This is a genomic window from Rheinheimera baltica, assembly GCF_030731985.1.
GTDB lineage: Bacteria > Pseudomonadota > Gammaproteobacteria > Enterobacterales > Alteromonadaceae > Alishewanella > Alishewanella baltica.
The window spans coordinates 93,401-115,186 of record NZ_JAPJDY010000004.1 but is presented as its reverse complement, the minus strand read 5'-3'; the positions used below and the strand labels follow the sequence as shown (position 1 = coordinate 115,186).

The 21,786-nt window shown below is 49.1% G+C and carries 17 protein-coding genes; 10 read left to right on the top strand and 7 right to left on the bottom strand.

Translation table 11 applies throughout. The features are described from left to right. Positions 1-32: 32 nt before the first annotated feature. On the bottom strand, positions 33-1,226 hold the full coding sequence (locus ORJ00_RS08055; RefSeq protein WP_306139512.1) for an acyltransferase family protein: 1,194 nt from the start codon (positions 1,224-1,226) through the stop codon (positions 33-35). Beyond that, positions 1,226-3,139 carry a glycoside hydrolase family 3 protein gene (locus tag ORJ00_RS08050; RefSeq protein ID WP_306139511.1) on the bottom strand — a complete coding sequence of 638 codons (1,914 nt, stop codon included), beginning with the start codon at positions 3,137-3,139 and terminating at the stop codon, positions 1,226-1,228. The genes ORJ00_RS08055 and ORJ00_RS08050 overlap by 1 nt, the downstream gene beginning before the upstream one ends. 144 nt (positions 3,140-3,283) lie before the next feature. On the opposite strand from ORJ00_RS08050, the gene ORJ00_RS08045 reads away from it, so the two are divergent. Genes ORJ00_RS08045 through ORJ00_RS08030 form a run of 4 tightly spaced genes read left to right on the top strand, consistent with a single transcriptional unit; the run spans position 3,284 to position 7,841 of the window. Further along, a complete protein-coding gene (locus ORJ00_RS08045) occupies positions 3,284-4,852 on the top strand; it encodes a sodium:solute symporter (RefSeq protein WP_306139510.1) in 1,569 nt (522 codons plus the stop codon). Between the two features lies 1 nt (position 4,853). After that, positions 4,854-5,744 carry a glucosamine kinase nucleotide-binding domain-containing protein gene (locus ORJ00_RS08040; protein WP_306125819.1) on the top strand — a complete coding sequence of 297 codons (891 nt, stop codon included), beginning with the start codon at positions 4,854-4,856 and terminating at the stop codon, positions 5,742-5,744. Continuing rightward, positions 5,734-6,669, top strand: a complete 936-nt coding sequence (gene murQ / locus ORJ00_RS08035; RefSeq protein ID WP_306125820.1) for an N-acetylmuramic acid 6-phosphate etherase — start codon at positions 5,734-5,736, stop codon at positions 6,667-6,669. Before ORJ00_RS08040 ends, murQ begins: the two co-directional genes overlap by 11 nt. Beyond that, on the top strand, positions 6,666-7,841 hold the full coding sequence (locus ORJ00_RS08030; protein ID WP_306125821.1) for an exo-beta-N-acetylmuramidase NamZ family protein: 1,176 nt from the start codon (positions 6,666-6,668) through the stop codon (positions 7,839-7,841). Before murQ ends, ORJ00_RS08030 begins: the two co-directional genes overlap by 4 nt. Here the strand turns inward: ORJ00_RS08030 and ORJ00_RS08025 are convergent. Together ORJ00_RS08025 and ORJ00_RS08020 are read right to left on the bottom strand one after the other, a co-directional pair. Beyond that, positions 7,832-8,398: a copper resistance protein NlpE gene (locus ORJ00_RS08025; RefSeq protein ID WP_306139508.1), complete on the bottom strand. Its 567-nt coding sequence runs from the start codon at positions 8,396-8,398 to the stop codon at positions 7,832-7,834. The genes ORJ00_RS08030 and ORJ00_RS08025 overlap by 10 nt on opposite strands. A gap of 143 nt (positions 8,399-8,541) precedes the next feature. Beyond that, positions 8,542-9,231: a pirin family protein gene (locus ORJ00_RS08020; RefSeq protein WP_306139507.1), complete on the bottom strand. Its 690-nt coding sequence runs from the start codon at positions 9,229-9,231 to the stop codon at positions 8,542-8,544. Between the two features lie 184 nt (positions 9,232-9,415). Here ORJ00_RS08020 and ORJ00_RS08015 point away from each other — a divergent pair, with 184 nt between their 5' ends. Next, the gene (locus tag ORJ00_RS08015) at positions 9,416-9,961 is read left to right on the top strand and encodes an NADPH-dependent FMN reductase (RefSeq protein WP_027672115.1); all 546 of its coding nucleotides are present in this window, start codon (positions 9,416-9,418) and stop codon (positions 9,959-9,961) included. Between the two features lie 35 nt (positions 9,962-9,996). Here the strand turns inward: ORJ00_RS08015 and ORJ00_RS08010 are convergent, their stop codons facing one another. Then, positions 9,997-11,421 (bottom strand): M14 family zinc carboxypeptidase, encoded by a 1,425-nt coding sequence (locus ORJ00_RS08010; RefSeq protein WP_306125824.1) that lies wholly within the window; start codon positions 11,419-11,421, stop codon positions 9,997-9,999. Positions 11,422-11,636: 215 nt separating this feature from the next. Between ORJ00_RS08010 and ORJ00_RS08005 the strand changes: the two genes are divergently transcribed. The 4 genes from ORJ00_RS08005 (at position 11,637) to ORJ00_RS07990 (ending at position 16,067) form a co-directional block, all read left to right on the top strand. Beyond that, on the top strand, positions 11,637-13,028 hold the full coding sequence (locus tag ORJ00_RS08005; protein ID WP_306125825.1) for a Na+/H+ antiporter NhaC family protein: 1,392 nt from the start codon (positions 11,637-11,639) through the stop codon (positions 13,026-13,028). Then, positions 13,025-13,705 carry a M15 family metallopeptidase gene (locus ORJ00_RS08000; protein ID WP_306139506.1) on the top strand — a complete coding sequence of 227 codons (681 nt, stop codon included), beginning with the start codon at positions 13,025-13,027 and terminating at the stop codon, positions 13,703-13,705. Before ORJ00_RS08005 ends, ORJ00_RS08000 begins: the two co-directional genes overlap by 4 nt. 94 nt (positions 13,706-13,799) lie before the next feature. Continuing rightward, positions 13,800-14,987, top strand: a complete 1,188-nt coding sequence (locus ORJ00_RS07995; RefSeq protein ID WP_306125827.1) for a GGDEF domain-containing protein — start codon at positions 13,800-13,802, stop codon at positions 14,985-14,987. 465 nt (positions 14,988-15,452) lie between these two features. After that, on the top strand, positions 15,453-16,067 hold the full coding sequence (locus ORJ00_RS07990) for a TetR family transcriptional regulator (protein ID WP_306125829.1): 615 nt from the start codon (positions 15,453-15,455) through the stop codon (positions 16,065-16,067). Between the two features lie 145 nt (positions 16,068-16,212). On the opposite strand, the gene ORJ00_RS07985 is transcribed toward ORJ00_RS07990, so the two are convergent. Next, positions 16,213-19,329, bottom strand: coding sequence for an efflux RND transporter permease subunit (locus ORJ00_RS07985; RefSeq protein WP_306139504.1), 3,117 nt, complete (start codon positions 19,327-19,329; stop codon positions 16,213-16,215). A gap of 13 nt (positions 19,330-19,342) precedes the next feature. After that, positions 19,343-20,515 (bottom strand): efflux RND transporter periplasmic adaptor subunit, encoded by a 1,173-nt coding sequence (locus ORJ00_RS07980; RefSeq protein ID WP_306139503.1) that lies wholly within the window; start codon positions 20,513-20,515, stop codon positions 19,343-19,345. A 290-nt stretch (positions 20,516-20,805) separates the two neighbouring features. Between ORJ00_RS07980 and ORJ00_RS07975 the strand changes: the two genes are divergently transcribed. Further along, the gene (locus ORJ00_RS07975; protein ID WP_306139502.1) at positions 20,806-21,729 is read left to right on the top strand and encodes a pirin family protein; all 924 of its coding nucleotides are present in this window, start codon (positions 20,806-20,808) and stop codon (positions 21,727-21,729) included. Positions 21,730-21,786: the final 57 nt, after the last annotated feature.

The following is a 21,786-nucleotide window of genomic DNA, read 5'->3' as shown; positions in this document are numbered from 1 at the left end:
AGTGCTGCTATTTTTTAGCTATTATTCATCCGTTATACTTTAAACACATAACCGCGCCTATAGCACCAATGCATTAACAGGTAAGACAATGCCAGAAAACTAAGCGCAAAAGCCAGTGAACCGTTGTAATCACCAAACAGCGGTTGGTAAACAGCACTGAATAACCAGCTTTGTAATGCGCTATTTCCCACAGATAGCATGCCTAGCAAACGTGCAGCGACACCGGCAAGCATAAAAAACAATATTGCGTTGGCACCAAACACCACAAAGGGCGCTGCCCAAAGGCGATACTTTTTCATATCACAAAGAAAAATACAGGCCGCTAATGCCAGTGCGCAGTAGCCAGTGCTTAACGCAACAAAGCTCGGTGTCCATAAGCTCTTGTTTATCGGCAAAACAAAATGCCAAAGCTCTGCCAGCCATACCGCCACCACACCGAACAATAACAAGCCACGGGTTTTCTGTACTAAATTGCGCTCAGTTTGTAACCACTGTGCAATTAATAACCCGCTGACACAGCTGGCAATGGCAGGCAACGTTGACCAAAGCCCTTCGGGGTCAAAAGCAAACGGCGTTGCACTGCGGTAGTACACATGGGCAGCGCCCAGCACCGTATGATCTAACCAGGCCGCAAAGCTGTTACCAAATTCAAACATGCCGGCAAACCTGACACCTTGCTCAGTATAGTAAGGCCACCACCACATCGCAGCGAGATAGACGCCACAAAGTGCCAGTATCGCGACAACACGGCCACGGGTACCACAATACAACGCAATAACAACCGTACAGAGATACACCAGCGCGATTCGCTGCAGCACACCCAACGTACGTATTGTCATTATTTTTTGTTCGACATAACTATAGTTTGGGTCTCGGAAATTGTAATAAAACAGCACCAAAAACAGCCCCAAACCATACAGTTTAGCTGACCGTAGCAGTGCCTGTTTTAATATCTCAGCGTTGGCAAGCCGCGGCTGTCGTTGCAAGCTTAGCTGTAACGACATACCAACAATAACAATAAAAAACGGGAAAATAAGATCGGTCACTGTCCAACCATGCCATTGTGCATGACGCAGCGGGCCATATACATAACTCCAACTGCCGGGGTTATTGACCAGTATCATCGCGGTAATGGTTAACCCACGCAGCGCATCTAACGCTAGTAAACGGTTGGCATGCATACCGCCAAGTATCTGCTGGCAATGCCGCTTTATCGCGGCAAACATTATTTATCCGCTCCGGTTACGGTTACCGGCAATTGCCCTGTAGGCCGGATCTGCCGCAGTAACACTTGCGCCAGGGCTTGGTAGGTGGCATTACCTGCATTTATTAACGACGGATCTTCAGCGGTGTTATAGGCATAGGTTGCCAGCACAGCATCGGCAAACTGGCCGTAATCAGTAATATCGTAAGGGGCTCTAAGACTAATAAACACATGCGGTTTGTTACTGGCTTTTATCTGTGGCAATAGCGTTTCAAACTGTGTTTTTTGTCGTTGGTACGCTGCGGCAATATTACTAATACCGGTCATGTCGTCCATACCACCAATATCAGCCAGGCTTTGCATCGGCGAAATAAAACCACTAATCACGATATCTGCGGCGGCTATTTTAGCAATGGCATCACTGATGTCAGGTTGTTGAAGGCTTATCACCGAAATAGCAAAAGGCACCTTGCTGTAATGGCGCAGCGCGGCGCTAAGTGCTGTTGCTTTGGCATTATCTGGCATAACCAGCAGCAAGTTTTTCTGCTGTTCAAGCGTAAAAGGCATACCCACAGCCGGCTTGATTTGTGTCACCGCAGCTTGTGCTAACGCTAACTCACTGGCGCGATGCGACGCGTTACCCAGCACAGCATGTGCCCGCTTATGTTGCTCGGCGACAGTAAGTTCTGCGGGTATTAATGGATACAACTGCTTTAGCGCCACAATGCGCTGATAAGATGCACGAAGCTCGGACTGTGGGATTTTATCTGCAGTGACTGCGGCCGTTAACTGCTCCAGTAACGCGGCCAGTGCAGGTAACTCGTCCGGTTGTTGCAGCTTTACCGGCATTAAGGCAATGTCAGCACCGGCAGCAAAAGTTTGTATAACCGCTTCGGTTTGGGTAAAGAACTTACTAATACCTGCCATATCCAGAGCGTCAGTCACAATAACGCCTGTATAGCCGAGCTCTTTTCGTAATACATCGTTAAGTATGGTACGCGACAAAGTAGCAGGTTTAATCATCTGCTCGCCTTCTTTTGACACAAAGGTTGAGCTATCCAGCGCCGGGTATTGAATATGAGCGGTCATAATCATGCCGGGCTGGTTGTGTTTAATAATCTGCGCAAAGGGGTATAAATCTACCTGGCGAATTTGCTGCGCGCTATGCTCTACTTTTGGTAAACCTAAATGGCTGTCTACTTCAGTGTCGCCATGGCCGGGAAAATGTTTTAGCGCTGCTATCATGCCTTGCTGCTGCATGGCTGCTGTCATGGCGCCCCCAAGCTCAGCAACCTGTTGGGCATCTTCACCAAACGCCCGCACATTGATTACCGGGTTTAACGGGTTAACATTAACATCAACCGTCGGCGCAAAGTTAACATTTATCCCCAGTGGGAGCAGTTCATCCGCCAGGGCTTTACCAACCGTTGAGGCGAACGCCGTGCCGTGCTCCGCATACGTAGCACCAATGGCCATATTACCGCTAAAAGACGTCGCCAACGACCGAGGTAAACGAGCAACCCGCCCGCCTTCCTGATCAATACCAATAAACAAGGGTAATTTCAGTGCCGAACTCTGCGCAGCGTTCTGCAAATCACGGTTAAGCTGAATAATCTGCTCCACAGAGTCTAAGTTTTCAGCAAACAAAATAACGCCGCCAATATCGTAATCCCGGATCAGTGTCGCAAGCTCGGCGGGTAGCTGGGTCATCGGTGTTTTGCATTTACCCTGTTTTGGCGCCTCGGTGCAGTAATATCGTAAGTCCAGCATCAATTTCTGGCCCAACATTTGTTTAACACTAGCAGATGGGGCCTTATTAATAGCAACGCTCGCCGTCATGGTCTTAGCTACCCCACTTACGCTGAATAAAAGCGTTGAGTACAACGCTAGCACTTTGATGCATGTCATTTTGACCCTGAATAATGATAAAGCCATATTGGTGTCCTGATATTCTGGCGGAACATAGCTGCAGTACAACAAAAATAATTTATTCATTCAAGATAAATATAAATGTATACTTTACTCATAAATGATGCGGTATGGTATCTTTAATTGGCGTTTTATTATGCAGGGCTTGGCATGCAACTGACATTTTTCGATTGGGTTGTTTTTTTTGGCTATTTCGCCGTACTAGCATTGCTAGGCTGGTGGGTTAACCGCCGCAAAGCAGGCAGCAGTAATGATTATTTTCTTGCTGCCAACAGCATGCCGGTTTGGGTGGTAGCCGTATCGGTGCTAGCCACGTCGCAATCGGCAGCCACCTTTCTTGGCGGCCCTGACATGGGTTTTCGTGGCAACCTGAGTTATATTGCAACCAATATCGGCGCCCTTATCGCTACCTTTATCGTTATTCGCTTTTTACTGCCTCGCTACTATCAACTTAAAGTTACCACGGTATACGAGTTGCTGGAGCAACGCTTTGGCGCCAGCGCGAAAGACCATGCCGGCACGATGTATCTGTTTGGCCGTATTTTTGCCAGCGGTGCGCGTTTGTACATGGCCGCCATTGCAGTGGCCATGCTGCTTTTTAATAATATTGAAGCCTCTAGTGTCTTAGTTGCTGTAGTGTTGTTGGCGTTAATTGGCCTGGCCTGTACCGTTGCCGGCGGCATCCGCTCTGTTATTTATACTGACGCCCTACAATGTGGTGTTTATGTTCTGGCGGCATTGTTGGTGTTGGTTTACTTATACCAAAGCCTGGGTTTGGATGTTGCAACGCTCACCCAGGCACTGCAACAGCCTATTGAAGGCGGTCCGTCTAAATTACTGCTGTTTGACTGGCGGTTTGATGTCAGCTCAGCCGGCGTATTTAATATGTGGTCTGCGCTGAGTGGTTTTATTTTACTTAATATTGCGGCTTTTGGTTTGGATCAAGATATGACCCAGCGCGTACTCACCTGCAAAGACAGCAAAGCTGGTGCGCGGGCATTGCTCAGCTCGGCATTAATGGTTATTCCCACCATGCTGGTGTTTATCCTGATTGGCTTTTTACTGTATATCTTTTACCAACGCCCGGATTTATATCAGCCAGCCCAAGGCTTTGCCGATAGCTTTGGCGGCGAAAAAGTCACCGTGTTTATGTATTACGTCTTAAACGAAATGCCATCCGGACTAAGAGGGCTAGTCGTCGTTGGTGTAATTGCGGCGGCGCTATCGACTATTACGTCTGGTTTAAACTCCATGTCATCGGTGCTGATAGCTGACATGTATAAACCGTGGAAACTTAAACAGCAGCCTAACACCGGTGAGCGGCATTTTGTTCGTGCAGGTCAACTCGGTATGATAGTCACCGCCGCCACGTTATCAGCGATGGCGATATTGTGTTTTTACTGGCAACAGTATTCAAATATGCCCTTGCTAGCTTTTGCCCTCAGCGTGATGGTGTTTTCATACAGTGGCCTGTTAGGGGTCTTTTTTACGGCATTATTTAGCCATCGCGGTAATCGTTATTCCGTTACGGCTGCCCTGCTTACCGGGTTTGGCATAACCCTGCTGCTGCAACCCTATATTCTTCAGCAAATTAGCCCGTCACTGGCGGCATTTAATTTAGGTTTTACCTGGCAACTGTGTATCGGCACAGTAGTGGCGACATTGGTCTGTCTTAGCGGCAACGCCACAGCGCCACAACATGCCATAAAGGAGCAATAACATGTGGATCCTGACGGTCGATGGCGGCGGTAGCAAAACACTGGCCAGACTGACAAATAGCAGCACAGGCCAACACTGGCAGCAATACGCCGGACCGGCATCGCTGACCAATGATTTCTCGCAGGCACTCAACAATATTAACGCCGTTAGCCAGAGCCTGTGCCAACAAGCGGGCGTTACTTCGCAGCAGGTAGTTGCAGTGATGGGATTAGCGGGCGCTGGCAACCCGCAGCAACACCAGCAAGCCAGCCAACAGCTGGCCAAGCACTACAGCCACTTTTTACTGACGACTGACGCGAAAACGTCGCTGTACGGTGCCAATCTGGGGCAGCCGGTATTAGTTGTCGCACTAGGCACCGGTTCTGTTGCCATGCGCCTGCAAGCCGACGGCACTGAACAACAAGTGGGTGGCTGGGGTTTTAATATTGGTGACGAAGGGGGAGGCGCCTGGCTGGGTAAACAACTGGTACGTGAACTACTGTGGCAAGTAGACAGTTTAGCCGGCATTACCAGCCCATTGCTTGATGCGGTTGCACAAAAAATAGGCAGCGACGCAGCCCGCTTATTGCCGTGGCTAAAAACGGCCAGCCCAAACGACTTTGCAGCTTTAGCGCCATTGGTTTTTCACTATGCACAACAATGTCCACTGGCAGATACGTTATTACAGCACCACGCCGAGGCAGTACAACAACTGTTGTGGCATGGCCGCGAGCAGTTTGACCTGCCAGTGGTGTTATTAGGCGGCCTGGCCGACATCACCGCGCCACGGTTAAGCCTGCCATGCCAGGCGTTGCTGCAACCAGCAAAAGGCAGTGCGCTTGATGGCGCCTATATTCTTGCGTTGCAGCTTATTTCCTCTTCACCTTTTTCGGGGCTTGGCCATGACAACTAATGCACAAGACACCTTATTACAGCAGCTAGAAGGTATGAGCTCCGAAGCGCGCAACCCTAAAAGTGGAGACATTGATCTTTTGTCCAGCTTAGAAATCGTGCAGCGCATTAATACTGAAGATCAAACTGTGGCAAAAAGTCTGGTCAGTTGTCTGCCTGATGTAGCAGCGGTAGCCGATCGTATTGTCGAAGCCTTTAGCAAAGGTGGTCGTTTAGTCTATTTGGGCGCGGGCACCAGTGGCCGGCTTGGCATACTGGACGCGGTAGAATGCCCACCAACTTACAGTGTGCCGTCATCACAGGTTGTGGCGTTAATTGCCGGCGGCAATGGTGCGGTATATAAAGCGGTGGAAGGTGCGGAAGATAACCCCGCGCTGGCGGTAGAGGATTTACAGCAAATACAACTGCACGCAGACGATATTTTAGTGGGTATAGCAGCCAGTGGCCGCACGCCTTATGTGCTGGGCGGCCTCGCTTATGCCCGTAGCATCGGCTGTTTTACAGCAGCAATTAGCTGCAATGCCAATGCGCCAGTGTTAAATGCGGCCGACATCGGTATTTGCGCCGTGGTAGGCCCTGAGGTCGTCACTGGTTCAACCCGAATGAAAGCAGGGACAGCACAAAAGCTACTGTTAAATATGCTAACCACCACCGCCATGATCCGCAGTGGCAAGGTGTATCAAAACCTGATGGTAGATTTACATGCCAGTAATGAAAAACTGGTTGCACGTGCCGTGCGCATCGTTATGCAAGCAACCGAATGCTCAACGCAAGTGGCACGTGACGCGCTAAAAGCGGCTGATATGAGCGCCAAGCTGGCTATCTTACATATTCTTAGCGGCCAGCCAATTACAGACTGTCGTCGCCAACTAACACAGCAACAAGGTTTTATCCGTAAAGCATTACAACCGGAGAGTAAACTATGAGAGCACTGCTGCTATTGCTATTAAGCGTTTGCTTGCTGTCTTGCGGTGCCGATAACAACGTAAACGCACCTGCTGAACCGCCACTGCAAACTGGTGCAGAACAGCTGTCACAGTATTTACCGATGCTGGCTGGCAAACGAGTGGGGGTACTGGTCAACCAAACGTCCATGCTGGGGCAGCAACATCTGGTTGATGTATTACTAGCCCAGCAGATAAACATTGTCAGCATTTTTGCACCAGAGCATGGTTTTCGTGGCGATCACGACGCCGGCGCCACAGTTAAGTCTGGCGTAGATAGTAAAACCGGGTTACCGCTCCTATCACTGTATGGTGCCAACAAAAAGCCCAGTGCAGAGCAAATGCAAAAGCTGGACGTCGTCATTTTTGACATTCAGGATGTCGGGGTGCGTTATTACACTTACATCAGCTCTATGCATTACATGATGCAGGCTGCTGCAGAACATGGCGTAAGCATGTTGGTGCTGGACCGGCCTAACCCTAACGGCGCCTATGTAGACGGCCCGGTGCTGGACCTGCAGTTTCAGTCTTTTGTTGGTATGCACCCTATTCCGCTATTACATGGCATGACAGTAGGCGAGCTGGCGCAGATGATTAAAGGCGAGCGCTGGATAACCCACGCTGACAAGCTGCAGCTAAGTGTGGTGCCGCTAAGTGGTTATCAACGTAACCAGCCATATTCGCTGCCAGTAAAACCCAGCCCTAACTTACCCAACGATCAAGCAATAGCCTTGTATCCGTCACTCGGTTTTTTTGAAGCCACCCCCCTTAGCGTTGGCCGTGGTACCGCTTTTCCGTTTCAGGTTATCGGCTACGATAAATTCAGCACAGGTAATTTTCAGTTTATGCCGGTATCTACACCGGGCGCCGCACTAAGCCCACCGCTAATGGATAAAGTGCTGCTGGGCGAAGATTTACGCCAGGTCAAAGCACAGGGCTTAAACCTGGAATATCTGCTGCGGTGGCATGCGTTGTTTAAGGCACAAGACGAGATATTTTTTAACTCGGCGGGCTTTATGGACAAACTGGCCGGAACCGACCAGTTACGCCTGCAAATAGAGCAAGGGTTAACCGAAAGTGAGATCCGCGCTGGCTGGCAAGAGGCGTTGCAACACTTCCGGCTGCAACGTAAGCCTTATTTACTTTACCCCTGATCAGCAGCAGGTAGCGCTGTGTCCTGCTGCTTGGTTAACCGATAACGCGCCGCTAATTCGCCGGTTATGCGTTTTCCCAGCGAGTCCAACATAAACAGCTGGTTTTCGCCAACAAAGAATTGTACTGGCTGCTCAGCTTCCAGCAATACGGTGCTACCGGCCTCATTCCAGCTAAATTGCCCGCTACTGTTCAATGCCATCGCATCCTTACCAACATAAACCCGGGTTAACTGGTAACTAAAGTCGGCGGCTAACACCACAGTAGTATTGATACCTTCACAATCGGCGCAGGGCAACATGCCCTCGTAAGTACCCACCCAGTCCAGGCTGTTGCGGGCGCTATGCTCACTGTCGGGCACAATAATGCTATTCACTTTAGAGTTTCTCAATACAGGGTTACCCACTGTACTATTGCTCTTTGAACTATTGCTCTTTGAACTATTGCTCTCTGAATTATTGCTCTCTGCGCCGTTAGGGGAATTTTCCGAGGTTTTGCTGTCACACGCTGCCAACAACAGTACTAAGGTAACGGCCACAATACTTAAATGGGTTTTCATCTCTGTATCTCCTTAGTGCAATTTACCGTCGCTAAGGCCGGCATTGCAGCGCCAGCCGCGGTATTTACTTACCATACTGGCGCGCAGTAGCTTTATACCGGCTGAATAACGCCGCACACTAAGTCATTCAGACATCAATGCCGTTAAGGCAAATCAAAAATAAGCGCTTTAGTTGCTGCATTTGCCGTGAGTATCAGCGCGGTTTCTTCACTGATTTTGATGCCATCACCCGGCTGCAATCGGTTCCCAGCCACCTCCAGCTCACCGTTAATCAAGTGAATATAAAGTTTACGACCGGCTGCAATGTTATAGGCCAGTTGCTCACCGTAGGGCAGCAGTAACTGATACAGCAAAGCATCCTGGCGCAGTGTTAAACTGCCGTCACGGCCATCAGGCGACAAAATCAGCGTTAAACCTTCGCGCTGGCCAAAATCTTTTTGCTGATAGCCTGGCTCACCACCCTGCTGATTTGGTTGTAACCAAATTTGTAAAAAGGCCAGCTCATCCGTTTTGCTGGCATTAAATTCGCTATGGTAAATGCCTGCCCCTGCGCTCATCAGCTGAAACTCACCTGCCGGTAATATCTCGGTATTACCAGCCGAGTCTTTATGGGCAATTTTGCCACTTAGCACCAGGCTTAAAATCTCCATATCTTTATGGCCGTGAGTATCAAACCCTGCGCCCGGCGCTACTTTGTCATCATTAATGACCCGCAGCGCTGAAAAACCCATTTGCGCCGGATCATAGTAGTTGGCGAAAGAAAACGTATGGTGACTTTGTAACCAACCAAAATCGGCTTTGCCGCGCTCTGCTGCATATCTCATATCAAACATCTGGCTTCTCCTGCAATAAGTTCACTTTACACCCACAGCATAGCGGGGGCGTTACAGTGGAAAAAGCGGAATAATTTGCGCTCAATGTTCAAATAATTTGAACCCAAGCTAAACACAGCCACCTAAGCTACACTGAAACGGTCTTTTCAAGCAGTGCTTTTATACACAACATACGGAGCAAACAATGAGTATTAATGTATTGGCTATTTGTGGCAGCTTACGCGCTAAATCGGCTAACCGCGGTTTGTTGCGCTATGCACAGGCGAATGCGCCTGAGGGAATGAAAATTCATCTGGCAGACCTGTTGGATGTCCCGTTTTATAATGCTGATTTAGCAGAAAAGCCTGCGGCGGTAGAGCAACTGTTAAAACAGCTGGGCGAGGCTGATGCGCTATTACTGGCCTGCCCGGAGTACAACTATTCACTGGCACCGGCGCTGAAAAACGCACTGGACTGGGCCTCGCGTGAACCCGACAACCACCTGCTAAGCGGCAAGCCAGCAGCCATTATGGGCGCAGGTGGCGGCATGGGCACCAGCCGGGCTCAATATCATTTGCGTCAGGTATGTGTGTTTTTAAACCTGCACCCACTAAACCAGCCAGAGGTATTTGCCAATGCGTTTGCTGGTAGCTTTGACACCGACGGCAATGTTATCGACGAAAAAATACACGGCCTGATACGTAAGCAACTTGATGCGCTATTAAAATGGCAACAGCAGCTCAGCCGCTAACGGGCGATGGTAAAGCGGTTAAGCATCGTTCAATGTTAAGTTCCCAGTGGGTACAATATCAGCCCATTGCGCAAATCCAGCAACTGACCATTTAACAGGGCCAGTTGCACGCCCTCATTATTTGCCAACAAAAAAGTGGCATGGCGAAAACGCTGCGGCGAAGTGTCGCTTAACCCTTTTGGATTGAGGACTACGGGCCAGTCGGTGTTATTCGTTAGCAGGCTGGCGTCACCACTAAAATGGCTGTATCCCTCACGTAATAGTGCAAGGTATTTGGTTTTATCCAGCGTCAAGGCTTTGGTTAGTGTATAAGCTTTAGGCGCTTGATAACGCAGACCACTCGCATCAAAACGATGATAGCTGCCGTAAATGGATAAATCGCCAATATCACGCACACGGGCTTGCTTAGCGCCAACTAAATCAAACTCCAGCGCTACATCCACTATCGCATCGTGGCCGTTAATAGCGATACCAATGTTGTCGATCAATACATCTTTAATGCCACCATCACGGTTAAACGGAATTGCCCGATACCCCTCTAACGTTTGCTGTAAATAGGCACCACTGGCAATACTTTCTATGCTTAATACCAGCAGCTGAGCATTCAAGCGTCGCGCAACCTGCCGGTTATCATCGCCAGGATAGCCACCCGACTCTATCAATACGGTACTAATACCCATGCCGGAAAACGTGTCGCCAAACGAGCGCCAAGAGAAGGTATCATCGTATTTTCCCAGATAGCCCGGTAATTGCTCTGCCATCAAGTCGGCCATGTCGCCAATTAGCTGCATTGCTTTCTTGCGCGAGGCATCAATATCTTTTGCCTCATTAAATGCAGGCGCCAGTAACGAAATAGTAGTTTGTTTATTGCTGTCGCCAGCGGCGTAAAAGCGGTTTTGATCATGTAAATTCAAGCCAAAAGCCGGCTTAAATGCTTTTGCGGCTTGCATTAACAACTGCCCTTCCGGACTTTGCAATGCTTTGGCGTCGCGGTTGATATCAATACCCATGCTATTAAAGCGGCTATTGGCTGCTGCGCCATCCGGGTTAACCATAGGAATAAGCCGTAGTGTCACCTTATTCAGCCAATTATCCCGCCAGTTTTTTTGCTCTGGCGCACTAACAAAGTTTAATAAATCCATTAATGCGGCAGTGGCGGTGGGCTCATCGCCATGCATTTGTGACCAGGCCAACACCTTTATCGGGCCGGTGCCAATATCAATTTGCCACACCGGCGTACCCTGTGCCGACAGCCCCAGCTGCGAAAAGCGAAACAGGGCATTTTGCTGGTGCAGTGCCAAAAGCGGTGCAATATCACTGTGCTCAAGCTGGGGTTTATCTAAACCCGGTTGTTTTATCTGCTGATACTGTTCTACCGACAATCCGTCTACTGCCATCGCCTGTACCACCGTGGTTAAACTTAAAAAGCTGGCAAAAAGCCACTTTAGCGCCTGTTGCATGTCGCCCCCCGCATCACTGCTTTAGGTCATTAGCATGGCGTAATTCTGTTAACAATTGCAAGGTCAGAAGCAGTTAGCAAACTGACACAATGCGTCATCCATCGCAATAAGCTCTTTATCGCAAAACACAGCACAGAGCTTGCGGCACCAGAGTACAACCGGTATAAATTATTCAGCATTTAAACAAAATAGAATAATAATAACAGGAGGCCGTTTTGGCTGATTGGTTAACCTTAGTTCCGGCGCTGGTCGCCATTATTGTTGTATTGTGGCGTAAAGAGGTCATTCTGGCGTTGCTGTTGTCGCTATGCAGTGCGGAGTTATTGATTTTTTTATACGGTGGCCAAGGTGCAGGCCCTGGCTTACTGCTTGATGGTGGCATTCAAACGCTGGAGCGTATTGTCGCGGTAACGCGGGATGGTGACAACGCCCGTATCCTGATGTTTTCGTTGTTAGTGGGTGGCTTGTTGGCCTACATGCGAGACTCCGGTGGGGTGTCTGCAACCGTTAAATTATTAGTGGATAAAGGCATTGCACGCACGCCGCGTCAGGCCGGGTTACTCACTTTTTTTATCAGCTCCGTTACCTTTATTGAATCTAACCTTAGTTCATTAACCGCAGGTATCAGCTCGCGTGGCCTGTTTGATAAATTCAAAATGAGCCGCGCCAGGCTTGCCTATATTATTGACAGTACCAGTGCACCTATCTGTATTATCATTTTACTTAATGGCTGGGGCGCTTATATTCTTGGCCTGTTAAGCACCTACTCGCTGGGTGACAACGCCGTATCGGTGCTGATTGGCAGCATACCGCTGAATTTTTATGCCCTGTTTACCCTTAGTGTGGTGCTGTACACTATTATAACCGGCAAGGTATATGGCCCAATGCGTAAATCTGAGCAGGAACTACACACCCTGGCAGCGCATACCGAAATTGACGTTAAACCCACTCATGCCAGCTTTATGCTTGTACCCTTGTTAACCCTGGTTGGCTCGATGATTGGCTTTATGCTGATGACAGGCAACGGCCGCCTGGTATCAGGTTCAGGCTCACAATCCGTATTATACGCTACCACACTGGCATGCCTGGTGGCCTATTGTATGATGCTACTGAGCAAGCGATTTAAACACCAACAGTTGGTAGACATTGGCTTTAAAGGCATGAGCGAGCTACTGCCGTTAGTCACTATAGTATTGTTATCACTGGCTCTGGGCAGCAGTTTAAAATTGCTTGGCACCGGTACCTTTATTGCCTCAATTGTTAATGACAGCCTGCCGCTGGTGCTTATTCCTGCCTTGCTGTTTTTAGCCGGCGCGCTTATTTCATTTACCACCGGCACCAGTTGGGGCACTTTTGCCATATTAATCCCTATCGGTATGCCAATGGTCGAATTGCTGGGGCTACCGCCTTCACTGGTGTTAGCCGCTATTTTGAGCGGAGGTGTCTTTGGTGATCACTGCTCGCCTATTTCCGATAGCACGGCGGTTAGCTCTGTTGCCTCGGGTTGCGATCTGTTAGAGCATGTTAAAACTCAGCTACCGTATGCCCTGTTTTGTGGTACGTTAGCCTTAATGGCGTTTGTCGCCGCCGGAGTAACAATGATATGAAAATGCTCAATTTATTTGCTCTGTTAGTTGTTAGCAACACCGTCTTGGCGGCGGATAACGATATACCCGAAGATTTTAGTGATGTCAGCACGCTAGCACCGGATATACAGGTACATATGGCGTATCTGGGCGATAAAAACTTTGTTGGCCGTCCTGTCGACGGTTATGAAAGCAACCGCTGTTACCTACAAAATAACGCCGCTAATGCCTTGGTTAAAGCGCAGCAAGCGGCCATGGAAAAAGGCTATACCCTGTGGGTTTTTGACTGCTACCGGCCACAACGGGCCGTAAACCATTTTATGCGTTGGGCGGCAGATTTAACCGACATTAGTACTAAGACGGACTACTATCCCAACCTGGACAAAGACAAACTGGTGGGTGAATACATTGCTGAACAGTCAGGCCACAGCCGCGGTAGCACGCTAGACCTGACACTGGCGCGACAAAACAGCGCTGGTCAATGGCAACCCATTGATATGGGCTCGCCGTTTGACCTGTTTGATCCTATCTCCAATGTTGGCGCAACGGGTATAACCAAGTTGCAACAGGCAAACCGGCAACTGTTGGAAATTATCATGCTCAGTGCGGGCTTTAAGGTGTACAACATGGAATGGTGGCATTTCACCCATCAGCCGCCGGTATACACCGAGCAGTATTTTGATTTTGTGGTCAAATAAGCTCATTTAATACAACAACGCTGGTAAACAAACTTGTTTTGTGAACAAAAGCCTGCTTAGCTTTTGTCAATGGTTTTAATATAAGTAGTGTGCCATGCCAGTAAGCACCACTGAGCAGCAAATATTAGCCTTTATTATGTTATTAGCTGGAATATCGGCGATAGCATGGCTTATTTTGTCACGGCTTATGCGCATTGCGCCCATTGCCAGCTTGCGCTTTTCCGTCGCCAATATGTTGCTGTTTGTTGGCATCGCACTGTTGTTTTTGCGCCAACAGGACAGCGGCGTCTTATTGTGGCAGGGGGCTGACTTACTTGCTCTATTGGCCTTTGTGGCATTAAAAGCCGGCTTTCTGGCCCTGTTTAAACGCCCTTCCGCCATTAAAACCGACGTCGTCTTGCTGCTACTTTGGGCCATACTGGCTCTACAGGTACCTGACAACAACAAAGATAATTGGCTGGGCCTGTTGTTCTCTGCGTTTGCTTTTATCAGTCTTACATCAAGCACCGCCATTTTGTATCAGGCCTCTGCCAACAGTTTTAAAAAGCGCTATGCAGCAGCAGTGGCAGCACCATTGGCGGGTATCAGCCTGTTATTTTTGCTGCGCTTTTTAGCCACACTGTTTATTGACGAGCCAACTACTCCCGCGGTACATCAAGGCAAATCTCAGCTGTATTGGGCCTATCTGGTTTTTGTATTGTTGGTTAATATCATCATTTTCAGCAGCACCTTAGTCCGGCTAGTGGCCAAAATACGTCATTTGGCCGACCGCGATCAACTAACCGGCTTATACAACCGCTTTGCCTTAAATCGAAAACTGGCTGTTTGTCAGCAGTTACACGCCAGACATCAACAACCCTATGCCATTTTGTTACTGGACCTTGACCATTTTAAGCAAATTAACGACCAATACGGCCATTTAACCGGCGACAAAGTGCTAAAACATGCAGCTATGTTACTGTCAAAACACATTAGGTTAGAAGATACCGCAGGCCGTTTTGGCGGCGAAGAGTTTTTAGTGTTATTACCACAAACAGAACGTACTGCGGCAGAGCAAGTTGCCGACAAGCTGATTAACATGTTTCGCCAACACCCACTGCAAGTTGACGATACAGTTATTCCGCTAACCACCAGTATTGGCATCGCTATTGCCGATACGCAAACTCCAGTTGCCAGCACTGTCACCATGCTGCAACAGGCTGACCAAGCGCTATACCTCGCTAAAGACCAAGGCCGAAATCAAGTGGTTATTTATCATACTTCGCCAGCATCGTGTGTTTAAGCTGAATTAACACAGCAAATTAACTGGCTGGCAAATGCAATTTAATGTTGCACTTACCGAAGCAAGATAGGGTTAGACTGTAAAATAGATGGCTTTGCGCTCATTACCCTTGCTAGTGATATGGTAAAGCGCACCGGCAAATTCGAGCCGTAAAGATCTGTCTATGGTATTAATTCCGCCTGGTGTTTAGCATCGCTAAACTTTAGCGCACCAGACGGAGAAGGCCAAAAGCAAGACCTCCCCCCGGAGTTTGTTTTGACCCCGAAGTTTGTTTTAATGCTACCTTTGTTAAGTCTCGTTAGATCTAACATTTGCACTTAGAGCTTATGTGCCTTTAAGGTCAGGCGCCATACGATAAATTGGGTCATAAACCAATTTGCTTTGCAGGCCAAAGATGCCTAACTCAGCTCATTATGTTAGTATGCGCTAATAATATTGAAGCCCCGTTAACCAAGAGATTGTGCCATGGCTCGCCGCACCAAAGCCGAAGCAGAAAGCACCCGTACTGCTATTTTAGATGCCGCTGAAGTGTTGTTTTTTCAACATGGCGTGTCGCGCACAACGTTGGAAAAAATTGCCGTGGCGGCCAACGTTACCCGTGGTGCCATTTACTGGCATTTTCAGAATAAAGCGGATTTATTTAATGCCATGCTAGAGCGGGTGCGCTTGCCTTTTCAGCATTTGCTAGACGCGGTTGACAGTGATCCCTCTGCCGATCCGTTTACCCAGGTACGAGAGTTAATGGTAAACGGCCTGAGTTTAATTGCCTCAAGTGAACAACACCAACGGGTGCTTACCATTGTGTTTCACCGCTGCGAATACATCGATGAATTAAACCCCGCAGTACACAAACAAGATGAATTAGATGAGCAAGCCGTAGCCGTAATGCAACGCGCCTTTGAGCGTGCGGCAGTAGCAGGTACTTTGCGTGATGGCGTGTCGCCCCGGCTTGCCGCAATGTCGCTGCATATGTACGTCGGCGGTATTATTAGCCACTTTTTACTTAAACCACAGCAGTGCGATTTAAGCCAACATACCCCGGCACTTATTGACACTTTTCTGCTGGGTTTAAAAAAGTAAACGCTAATTTACCCGCGCTAATTCCTGTCTTACCGCCACACCAAACAGACTATAGCGGCAAAAAAAACCGGCTGCTTCGCGTGGGACTTGGCAGCCGGCAAAAGGAACGCCTTTTGGCCGCATTACTGCGGCTGTATTGTCTGACTTAAAGTGCGCTTGTGTTATTGGCTTTAGCCTTACGGGAAAACAGCTGCATAATTACCAAGTAAAACACCGGCACTAAAAACACCGCCAGCACGGTAGCGGATATCATACCGCCCAGCACACCGGTGCCAATGGCATTTCGGCTGGCAGAACCGGCACCCGAGCTAATCACTAATGGCAGTACGCCAAGCGAAAATGCCATTGATGTCATAATAATGGGCCGTAAACGCAAGCGCACGGCTTCTAATATCGCCGCCGTTAGCGCTTTACCTTGCTCTTGCAGTTCGCGGGCAAACTCAACAATTAAGATGGCATTTTTCGACGCCAAACCCATTGTGGTTAGCAACCCAACCTGAAAGTACACATCGTTGCCCATGCCGCTTAAATACGCTGCGCTAAGTGCGCCAATAATACCCAGCGGTATTACTAAAATAACGGCAAAGGGTACACTCCAGCTTTCATACAGCGCCGCCAAACACAGAAAAACCACTAATATAGACAAGGCATACAGCGCCGGCGCTTGCGAGCCAGACAATTTTTCCTGATAAGACGTTGCCGTCCACTCAAAACCAATACCTGCGGGTAACTGACCTATCAGCCGTTCCATGCTGGCCATAGCATCACCCGAACTGGTGCCTGGGGCAGGCTCACCCTGAATTTCCATCGCCGACACCCCGTTGTAGCGCTCTAATCGCTGTGGGCCATACACCCAATGGCTGCTGGCAATGGCAGCAAAGCTCACCATTTCGCCTCTGCTATTACGCACCTGCCAACGATTAATGTCTTCTGGTGTCATGCGAAACTCTGGTTCGGCCTGCACAAACACCTTTTTTACCCGGCCACGGTCAACAAAATCATTTACATAGGTAGATCCCCAGCCAATAGATAAAGTTTGGTTAATGTCGGTTAACGACACCCCCAGCGCTTGCGCTTTTAACTGATCGACTTCAATTTGTAGCTGTGGCGCATCTTCCATGCCGTTAGGGCGCACACCCACTAAACCCGGCTCTGCTGCGGCCATACCCAATAACTGATTACGTGCATTTAGCAACGCGGTATGGCCAAGCCCGCCTCTATCCTGCAAGAACAGAGAAAACCCTGTTGCGCGCCCCAGCTCCATAATGGGCGGCAGGTTAAAGGCAAAAATTTGCGCCTCTTTTACGGTACCAAAAAAGCCCCAGGCTCTGCCAATTACGGCCTGTACACTGTCTGCCGGGCCGCGTTCGCTCCAATCTTTTAACCGCACAAAGGCCAGGCCCATATTCTGGCCACGGCCCGCAAAGCTAAATCCCGATACCGTAAACACCGACTGCACCGCAGCTTCAGTTGCATAATGCGCAGCCACTTTATCCATCACTGCCTCGGTTCGCTCCTGGCTGGCACCGGTAGGCAATTGAATCATGCTTAAAAATACGCCTTGATCTTCTTCGGGTAAAAACGAGGTGGGTAGCCGGACAAACATCACCGCCATGACCACGACTATGGCTAAGTACACCAACATTGAACGCTTCGGCCGTGCCAACATGCCTGCCACGCCACGTTGATAATTACGGTTAGTGTTGTCAAAACCACGGTTAAACCAGCCAAAAAATCCGCCCTTAGCCTGATGATCCGCGGTTATCGGTTTTAGCATAGTGGCACATAGCGCCGGGGTAAAAATAAGTGCCACCAATACCGACAGCGCCATAGCCGTAACAATGGTAATAGAGAACTGCTGATAAATAGCACCGGTAGCGCCGCCGAAAAAGGCCATTGGTACAAACACGGCGGACAACACCAAACCAATGCCCACTAATGCTCCGGTAATTTGGCCCATAGATTTACGTGTGGCCTCAACCGGGCCTAACCCTTCTTCGCTCATTACCCGTTCAACGTTTTCTACCACCACGATGGCATCATCTACCAACAAGCCAATAGCCAGTACCATACCAAACATGGTGAGTGTGTTAATGGTAAAACCAAATGCCGACATAACACCAAAGGTACCCAGTAGCACCACCGGTACGGCTAACGTGGGAATAAGTGTAGCGCGGAAGTTTTGCAAAAACAGATACATCACCAGAAACACCAAGATAATGGCTTCTATCAGAGTTTGTACTACCGAACTTATCGACACCTCAACAAAGGGCGTGGTGTCATAGGGGATAACAGTGCTTAAACCTTGCGGAAAATACGGTTCAAGTTCTGCTAATTTGGCTTTTACCGCCGCCGCGGTATCCAATGCATTGGCGCCCGTGGCCAACTCTATGGCCAAACCGGTTGCCATTTTGCCGTTATAGCGGGCAATAACCGAATAGTCCTCACCGCCTAATTCAATGCGGGCCACGTCGCTTAGCTTCACCATGGCACCGTCAGCACTGACTTTAAGTAAAATCTGGCCAAACTCTTCAGCCGTCGTTAAACGCGTTTGCGCCAGTATCGCCGCATTAAATTGCTGGCCGGGTAATGCTGGTGCACCGCCCAACTGCCCTGCCGTTACCTGATTATTCTGCACGCGAATGGCTGCCGTTACATCGGCAGGCGTAAGCTTATACTGGTTTAGTTTGTCGGCGTCTAACCATACCCGCATCGCGTACTGGCTGCCAAATACCTGCACATTACCCACACCTGTAGTGCGGCTAAGCGGATCTTTTACGTTGGCAACAACAAAGTCGGCAATGTCATCCCGCGCCAGGCTGCCGTCTTCAGAAATAAAGCCCACCACCATCAGGAAACCACCGCTGGATTTAGCTACCCGCACCCCATTTTGCTGCACTTCTTGTGGCAATAACGGTAAGGCTTGTTGCAGTTTATTTTGTACCTGTACCTGGGCAATATCGGCATCGGTGCCGGTTTCAAACGTTAAGGTTAGGCTTACATTGCCCGATGAGTCGGTATTGGCCGACATATACATCAGGTTATCCAGGCCATTCATCGCCTGCTCTATCACCTGAGTCACCGCATCTTCAGCGGTTTGTGCCGAAGCACCACGGTAGCTGGCACTAATACTAATGGACGGTGGCGCTATACGCGGGTACTGCTCTATAGGTAATTGCTTAATGGACAGTAAGCCTGCCAACATAATGACTAATGCAATTACCCAGGCAAAAATGGGCCGGTTAATAAAGAAATTTGCCATCGAATACTCCTACTTACTGCGTAGCAGTATGGTTGTCATTGCCCACATCATCGCCTTTAGCTGTCTTGGCGGATGAGTTAACCACGGTAACCTGAGCCCCAGGCCGTACTTTTTGTAACCCCGCAACAATCACCTGCTCTTTGGCGTTTAAGCCCGACAATACCTGCCAGTGCTGGCCAACAGCACGGCCAACCTCAATACTGCGCGCTTCTACGATGTTGTTGTCATTAACTATCATTACCGACGCTTCGCCTTTAGGTGTGCGGCTAACAGCGACTTGCGGCACAAGCAGCGCATTGTTGTCCATACCATGCTGTAATCTGGCCCGCACAAACATACCTGGCAGTAAGTTGGCATTGTCGTTGGGGAACACCGCGCGTAATGTCACCATGCTGGTGCTGGGGTCTACGTGTACTTCAGAAAACTGCAAGCTCCCCTGTTGCGCATAGGTAGAGCCGTCATCTAACAATAGCTCGACACTCACCGTGTCTTTAGCCTCACCGGGTAACTGCTTTTTCAGTTTTAATAACGCTGAACTCGACTGGGTTAAATCGACATAGATAGGATTAAGCTGGCGAATAGTCGCTAATACCTGCGCCTGATTCGCCGTTAATAGCGCCCCTTCTGTTACCTCAGAGCGCCCAATTTGCCCGGCGATAGGCGCTTTGATATTGGTATAATTCAAATTAATTTGCGCGCTTTGCAAAGCGGCTTCGCTGCTGGCAACGGCCGCGTCAGCTTGCATTAATGCCGCTTGAGCATCATCGTAATCTTGCTGGCTTACCGCTTTGCTGCCAAGCAAACCTTTAAAACGCTCGACTTTTAACCTGGCGTTATGCGCCAACGCCTTACTGCTGGCAAGGTTGGCTTTTGCATTCGCATAGGCGGCTTCATAAGGCGCGGCATCTATTTTGTACAACACCTGACCAGCTGCAACCTGCTGCCCTTCAGTAAACAGCCGCTGCTGTAAAATACCATTTACCTGCGGTCGAATTTGCGCCTGACGAAAATCTGTAGTGCGCCCCGGCAACTCTGTGGTTATTGCCAATGAGGTTTTGGCCAATACAACCACTTCAACCTCAGGAACCCTTGCTCCCGCGCCAGCCCCTGTCGATTGCGGCTCACTGCACGCCAGCAACAATAGCGCCATGGCAGATGCGGCAACCAGCTTCATTTTTTCACGCATAAAAACTCCTGTGAGATCCCACCACAACGCAATGCTTTTTTAACTTAGGCAGAATAAACCAACAATATACATACATGGCTGTATGTAATCAATCTAGGCGTTGTCCTGCTGCGACCAATGACATAAAAAAACTGACTAATGGAGCATAGCGTCTGACACGGCGTTACACACGGTAACGGTTAAAAACATCGAAATTTGCACGCTACCTTACGTTTTTATGCCAGCGTTATTCAGCGCCAGCTGATCTATACTGTTGTTTTAGTTGAAAGGTTAACCAGTAAGGTTGTGATATGAGCACCACAGAACGATTAAACGACAGCAACTGCAAACTTAGCGCAGGCTGCAGTGCAGTAGCACTTATTATTGAACCACGGGAAAAAGATTTGGGCGGCTTTTCTGTGCGCCGCACCCTGCCCACGCAGCAACAAAAAATGGTAGGGCCGTGGATTTTTTTCGATCACATGGGGCCGGCTGAATTTGCCGCCGGTGACGGTATCAAGGTTAGGCCGCATCCACATATTAACCTGGCAACCGTAACGTATTTATTCGAAGGTGAAATACTGCACCGTGACTCGCTGGGCAGCTATCAAGCCATTAAACCGGGCGACATAAACCTGATGGTCGCCGGCAGTGGCATTGTGCATTCAGAACGTGAACGGCCAGAAGTAACGGCAAGTGCACATAGATTACACGGCTTACAGCTATGGCTGGCACTACCAGAAGCCGACGAAGAAATTGACCCGGCGTTTTATCACTACCCTTCTGCCGACATTCCAGCAAGCCATATTAATGGCGTGGCAGTGCGAGTACTGATTGGTAGTGCTTATGGCTTTACCTCACCGGTTAAAACCTATGCGCAAACACTGTATGTTGAAGCTTTTTTGCAAGCTGGCCAGCGCCTGACATTACCCGACTGCGCCGAGCGTGCAGTCTACGTCACCAGTGGCGCATTGCAGCTACAAGATACCGCCGTGCCCGAACATACGATGGTAGTACTGCATCAGGCAGCCGACGTAGTAATTAAAGCCACAGCAGACAGCCGCATTGCAATAATTGGTGGTGAAAGCATGAGCAAACGCTATATAGAGTGGAATTTTATCTCCAGTCGCAAAGAGCGTATCGAGCAAGCTAAACAACAATGGCAAGCCGGGGAGTTTGCCAGGGTGGTGGGTGATGAAGAAGAATTTATTCCCTATCCAACCAGCAATACCTAGCCATACAACAGGATAATATCGGCCACAAAAAAACCGCGTTATGTTAAGCAACTTAAC